Source organism: Helicobacter valdiviensis (assembly GCF_003245365.1).
In the GTDB taxonomy this organism is placed as follows: domain Bacteria; phylum Campylobacterota; class Campylobacteria; order Campylobacterales; family Helicobacteraceae; genus Helicobacter_D; species Helicobacter_D valdiviensis.
In genome coordinates, this window is sequence record NZ_NBIU01000053.1 from 1 (window position 1) to 5,176 (window position 5,176).

Below are 5,176 nucleotides of genomic sequence, written 5' to 3' on the forward strand. Positions count from 1 at the left end.
TTGATAGAGTAGCCCTTGCAGGACAAAAAGCCTCTTTTAAAGCCATTGATAAAAAAGCAAGTGAGCTTTATTTTATTAAGCTTAGTGTTGAAGAAATGCTAAGAAATCTAAAAGGTGCTAAGGTGCTTGTAGGCTATGAAGTAGAATGGGATGAGGAGAGAAACACTCCAAGTAATATCAGTGCTGGAAAGTTTTATTTACAAGCAAAAATGATGAATAATCCAATTGTTAAACAACTCACACTAGACTTTAAATATAGTGATGAGTGGGCAAGTGATCTTTTGAAATCTTTACAAACAGAATAATTAACAAAAGGAGAAAATATGTTTAATAAAATACCTCAAGTAATAGAACAAGCTAATTGTTTTATAGATGGTTATGGTTATGCAGGAGTAGCAAGAGATATTACCTTACCAACAATTGAGCAAGAAGTGATTGAAAGCAAAGGGGCAATTAGTGCAAATTATGGCACAGGAATTTTTAAAGCAATGGAGGCTAGTTTTAAGATTAGCGAAATGGGCGAGCAAATGTTTAATGCATTTGGTGCAAATACTTTTAATAAAGAAAAAATACCGCTTGTATTTAAAGCAAGCATTCATCAAAGCGGTTCAGGCAAAGAAGTTCCCTTTGTAGTAGAACTAGATGGAGAATGGACTTCTATTACACCGCCTTCCATTGTCGCAGGAAGCGAATTTACAAGTGAAGTAAAAATCAATGTGCATTACATAAAAATCAGTATGGATGGCAAAAAGCTCTTTTTGGCAGATGTTAAAAATCTGATTTTAGAGATTGATGGCAAAGATTTATTAAGTGGTGTTAGAGAAAATTTAAGTTTATAAGGATATAAAAATGGAAAAAGTAATGATTACATTAGAAAATGGAGCAGAAGTAAAGTTTAATCCACCCACAGCAGGAATGCTAAGGCGTGCTATGGATAACACAAAGGGCGAGGGAACGCGTGCTTTTTACCTAATAGGAGAATGCACTAATATGAGTTTAGAAGAGTTAGACAAATTAAGCTTGGGAGATATTAATAAGTTAAGTTCCGCACTGGAGAAGTTTCAAAGTTTTTTGGAACAATAAGCAATGAGCAAATTGCACTCATTGCCCATTGTTTGCATTTTTCATATCAAGAAATATTAGAGCTTAATATTAAAGATTTTTATGAGTTTTTAGAAATTAGCCTAAAGATTATTAAGGCACAAAATGCTTGATTTTAGAAAGATTGAGAAATTTACTTTCTCTGCAAAATTAAATAAATCAAGGTAACTATATAAAGAAACACTAAAAAGAGTGCAAAGCCACCTAATATTTGAAAAAAGTTTTTTATAGGTTCTTTCATAAAAGGAAAAAGAATAAGCCCTATAAAAACTCCAAGTATTAAAAAGGCTTTAAAAACTAATTTAAAATGTGTTAAAAAGGCAATTTTTGCCAAAAATGCATCTGTTCTTTTCATAGAATGGATTTTATAATAAAAAGGAATTTTATGCAAGATTTAGGATTTAGCTTTGGAATTAGTCTCGCTTTTAAGGGTTTAAAAGAAATTGCTAAAAGCACAGATTCCTTAAGAGCCTTTAGCCAAAAGTTAGACCAAAGCACAAAAAGTGTTAAAGCTTTAAATAAGAGCATTGATAAGCTAGAACAATCTAAGGCTAAAATTAGTGCCTTAAAAGAGGAGTTTAGCAGTATGAGTGGAGAGCTTATGGGAAAAGCTGCCGCCTCTTTAGCAATTGTCGCTCCCGTTAAAATTGCTGGAAATGTAGAAGATGATTTAAACCGCATCAATCAATATTTAAACACAGATAATAAAACCTTAAATGCTTTGCGTAAAAACTTCTTAAATCTAAGTTCAGATATTGGAGCACCTGTAAGTGAAATAATGAAACTAGGAACAGAGGCCTCTAAGCTAGGAATTAAAAGCGAAGCACAAATCCTAGCCTTTTCAAAACTTGGAATAAGTTACCAAAAAGTCTTTGAATTAAGCAATGAAGAGGCAAGTGGTTTTATGAGTAAGCTCTCTAATATCTACAAACTTAATGTAGAGCAAATGCAAAGCTTGGGGGATAAAATCGTAAATGTTGCTAAAGTTTCTAATGTAGCTGCAGGAAGTATCGCTAAAGTAATGAATGAAGTAGGAGGCGATGCAAAACTTATTGGAATGAGTGCAGAGCAAACTGCAGCTTTGAGTGCAGCTTTTGCCTCTGCTACTAAAGATGAAGGGGAGGCAGTAGGAACTTTTAAAGCATTAACTGGCGTGTTATCTACCTTAAACAATGCAAGCGATGATGTAAAAAATCAATTTTTATCTTTAGGGCTTAGCACAGAACAGCTAAGTGCTTATTTTAAACAAGATGCAGGAGAGGCTGTAAAAATGCTTCTAAACCAAATTAAGACACTCCCAAAAGATGAGATGACGGATTTTTTAAATTCTGTATTTGGAAGTGGTGCTGCTGGAATGATGCAAAATTTAGTGGATAATACAGATAAATATGAAGAGGCGTTAAAATCTCTAAGCAACACAAAAATGGGAGGATTAAACAATGAATTTAATAAATTAAATTCTAGCACTAATGCAGGATTAGAGAAGCTTACCACTTCTATAAGCAATCTAACAGCTTCACTTGGGGTAGCTTTAGCACCTGCTATTAATGTTATCGTTAAACTCTTAAGCAGTGTAATTAATGCTATAAGGTGGCTTGTGGATACCTTCCCCAATTTAAGTGTGGCGATTGGAACTATTGTTGTAGCACTTACAGCCTCTAGCGTGGCAATGACTGCTTTTAAAACAAGTATGCTTGTAGCAAGACTTATAATGGCACAATTTATATTTTCTTTAAATGCAATCACTACCGCTTTTAATATTCTAAAAATAGCGTTTTTAAGCAATCCTATTGGATTAATTTTAATGGCAATAGCAGGGGTTGCAACTTTAGTGGTGCTAAATTGGGAAAAGGTTAAAGGTTGGTTTATGAGCTTTATAAATTGGTTAAAACCTCTATGGCAACCCATAGCTAATTTTGTAAAAGCAGTGTTTATGGGTTGGATTAATTTATTTAAATATTTTGTGAATATTTTTAAGAGCTTAAGTGGTGGTATGGCTAGTTTTTTTAAGGCAGTGTTTGCACCTATTGGGGAATTTTTTACAGGTTTATTTTCTGGTATATTTGATTGGTTTGCTAAAAAGTTAGAATGGGTAAATAATACATTAGGCAAGTTAAAAAATATTGGTGGCAAAATTGCTAATTTTTTTGGATTTACAGAAGATGAAGAAATACAAAATAATTCTACAGGGCAAGAAAACAAAAAGGACGCAAACAAGCAAGATTTGCAGGTTTCAAAAAGCTATGTGGAAGACTTAAAGGCTAAAACTAACACAATACCCACAAAAACACAACAAGCAAACAATGTGCAAAATAGCCATGTAAGTGTGAATGTAAATGGCACTTTTAATATTGCTACGCAAAATGGCATCTTTGATTTAGGTGCATTTGCAAAAGAAATAGAAAGAGAAGTATTAAAAGCAATTTCTAAAAATAATGACAAACAAAAACAAACAACGATTTGGGGGTAGTATGATTTTTTCACTAGGAGATTTTAAATTTAGTGCACTGCATGCTGATGAACTTAGTATTAGTGTAGATTATGGTATAGGAAGCAATGAACGCATTAATAATCATCCTTGTTTGTTTAATGCCAAAAAAGAAAGTCAAACTTTAAGCATAAGTGGCAAAACAATCCCACTAAAAGATGGCAATAACTATCTAAGTAAATTAAAAGAAATGGGAAGCTCTGGTTTGTCTTTTTCTCTATGCTCTGCAAATGGAATTTATTATGGAAAATTTGTCATTAAAGGATTAGAGGAAAAACAAAGTGTTTTTATAGAAGGAAGTGGATTTTTAGAACAAAGCTTTAGTTTAAATTTAGAGAGGGATTTTGATGAATAAAGTATATATAGCAATGGGTGGAGAGAGATTGGATAAAGTAGTGTATAACCATTATGGAACTTTGGAATATTTTAGTGTAATCTTAGAAGCAAATCCCAAGCTTACTCCGCTTTTAAAAAGTGGCGATAGAGTGATTTTGCCAAAGATTGAGAAAAAAGAAAACAAAGAGGAGGCATTATGGTAGATAAACCAAGTTTTAAGCTTTTAGCAAAAGGCAAAGACATCACGCAAACAATCTCTAAAAATCTTATTAGTCTAAGTTTTGATGATAAGGCAAAAGATGAAAGTGATGAGATTAGCTTAAGCCTTAATGGGCTATATGCAAGAGCCCCTTTTGGAGATAGTTTAGAGCTATGGTTGGGATATGGGGAGAAACTCTATAAATGTGGAACTTTTGCACTCAATTCTTTTTCTAAAAATTATACAAGCAATACCACAGAAATTAGAGCGACTGCAATAAACTTTTCAAGCAATCTAAAGGTTAAAAAAGATAGAGCCTTTGAAAATACAAATCTAGCAGAAATTGCCAAAAAGATAGCACAAGAAAACAATCTAAGACACAAAGTGGAAGTATGCACTAAAACTTTCATAAAATATGAACTTCAAAATAATATTAGCGATATGGAGTTTATCTACTCTTTGTGTGCTAAATATGGTTATTTGGCTTGCATTAAAGAGCAAACACTAATTATCATAGAACAAAAAAACATAGCTCAAGATGGAGAAAAGGGAGCAAGTATTAAAGGAGGAAGTAGTCTTACTCATACACTAACTTTGAGCGATTTATTTGATTTACAAATCAATATCAAAAATCGCAATAATTATACAGGTGTTAGAGTGAGCTATCAAGATATACAAAGTGGCACAATTAAAAGTGTGCTTTGTGGCAAAAGTAATCTAGTATATGAGCTAAAAATCGCACCTGCTAAAAGTGAAAGTGAAGCTCTGGCACAAGGTTTGGCTAAATTAAAGGCACTAAATGTTGGCGTATATGAAGGCTCATGTAGTTTAAAGGGTGCTAATATAAGAGCAGGAGCAAATTTGATTATTAAAGGTATTGCTGAAAGTGCGACTTTTAGCATTAAAGAAGTAAGACATGAGCTAGATTCTAGTGGATATAGAATAAGTGTAAATTTTGAGGGCTAAAGCTAAGCTCTAGCCCAAGAAAACTAGCAAAAAGATTATAGCTTTAAAATTTAATTTAAAGCTATTTTATTTCATTTTAAAAGGAT

General features: G+C 32.7%; 6 protein-coding genes and 1 pseudogene. All 7 read left to right on the forward strand.

Features of this window, described 5'->3' with window-relative positions; translation table 11 throughout:
- Window positions 1–305, forward strand: a pseudogene (locus tag B6S12_RS10030) (phage tail sheath family protein); the annotation flags it as partial.
- Between the two features lie 18 nt (window positions 306–323).
- Window positions 324–839: a phage major tail tube protein gene (locus B6S12_RS10035; RefSeq protein WP_111230644.1), complete on the forward strand. Its 516-nt coding sequence runs from the start codon at window positions 324–326 to the stop codon at window positions 837–839.
- Between the two features lie 10 nt (window positions 840–849).
- Window positions 850–1,083 carry a phage tail assembly protein gene (locus B6S12_RS10040; RefSeq protein WP_111230645.1) on the forward strand — a complete coding sequence of 78 codons (234 nt, stop codon included), beginning with the start codon at window positions 850–852 and terminating at the stop codon, window positions 1,081–1,083.
- A gap of 403 nt (window positions 1,084–1,486) precedes the next feature.
- The gene (locus tag B6S12_RS10050; protein ID WP_111230646.1) at window positions 1,487–3,571 is read left to right on the forward strand and encodes a phage tail tape measure protein; all 2,085 of its coding nucleotides are present in this window, start codon (window positions 1,487–1,489) and stop codon (window positions 3,569–3,571) included.
- A 1-nt stretch (window position 3,572) separates the two neighbouring features.
- Window positions 3,573–3,944 (forward strand): phage tail protein, encoded by a 372-nt coding sequence (locus B6S12_RS10055; RefSeq protein WP_111230647.1) that lies wholly within the window; start codon window positions 3,573–3,575, stop codon window positions 3,942–3,944.
- On the forward strand, window positions 3,937–4,128 hold the full coding sequence (locus tag B6S12_RS10060; protein ID WP_111230648.1) for a tail protein X: 192 nt from the start codon (window positions 3,937–3,939) through the stop codon (window positions 4,126–4,128). The genes B6S12_RS10055 and B6S12_RS10060 overlap by 8 nt, the downstream gene beginning before the upstream one ends.
- Window positions 4,122–5,090, forward strand: a complete 969-nt coding sequence (locus B6S12_RS10065) for a phage late control D family protein (protein ID WP_111230649.1) — start codon at window positions 4,122–4,124, stop codon at window positions 5,088–5,090. Before B6S12_RS10060 ends, B6S12_RS10065 begins: the two co-directional genes overlap by 7 nt.
- Window positions 5,091–5,176: the final 86 nt, after the last annotated feature.

Excerpts from the sequence above, each read along its gene's own strand:
- B6S12_RS10035 (WP_111230644.1), top strand. The coding sequence starts at position 324 with ATGTTTAATAAAATACCTCAAGTAATAGAACAAGCTAATTGTTTTATA.
- B6S12_RS10040 (WP_111230645.1), top strand. The coding sequence starts at position 850 with ATGGAAAAAGTAATGATTACATTAGAAAATGGAGCAGAAGTAAAGTTT.
- B6S12_RS10050 (WP_111230646.1), top strand. The coding sequence starts at position 1,487 with ATGCAAGATTTAGGATTTAGCTTTGGAATTAGTCTCGCTTTTAAGGGT.
- B6S12_RS10055 (WP_111230647.1), top strand. The coding sequence starts at position 3,573 with ATGATTTTTTCACTAGGAGATTTTAAATTTAGTGCACTGCATGCTGAT.
- B6S12_RS10060 (WP_111230648.1), top strand. The coding sequence starts at position 3,937 with ATGAATAAAGTATATATAGCAATGGGTGGAGAGAGATTGGATAAAGTA.
- B6S12_RS10065 (WP_111230649.1), top strand. The coding sequence starts at position 4,122 with ATGGTAGATAAACCAAGTTTTAAGCTTTTAGCAAAAGGCAAAGACATC.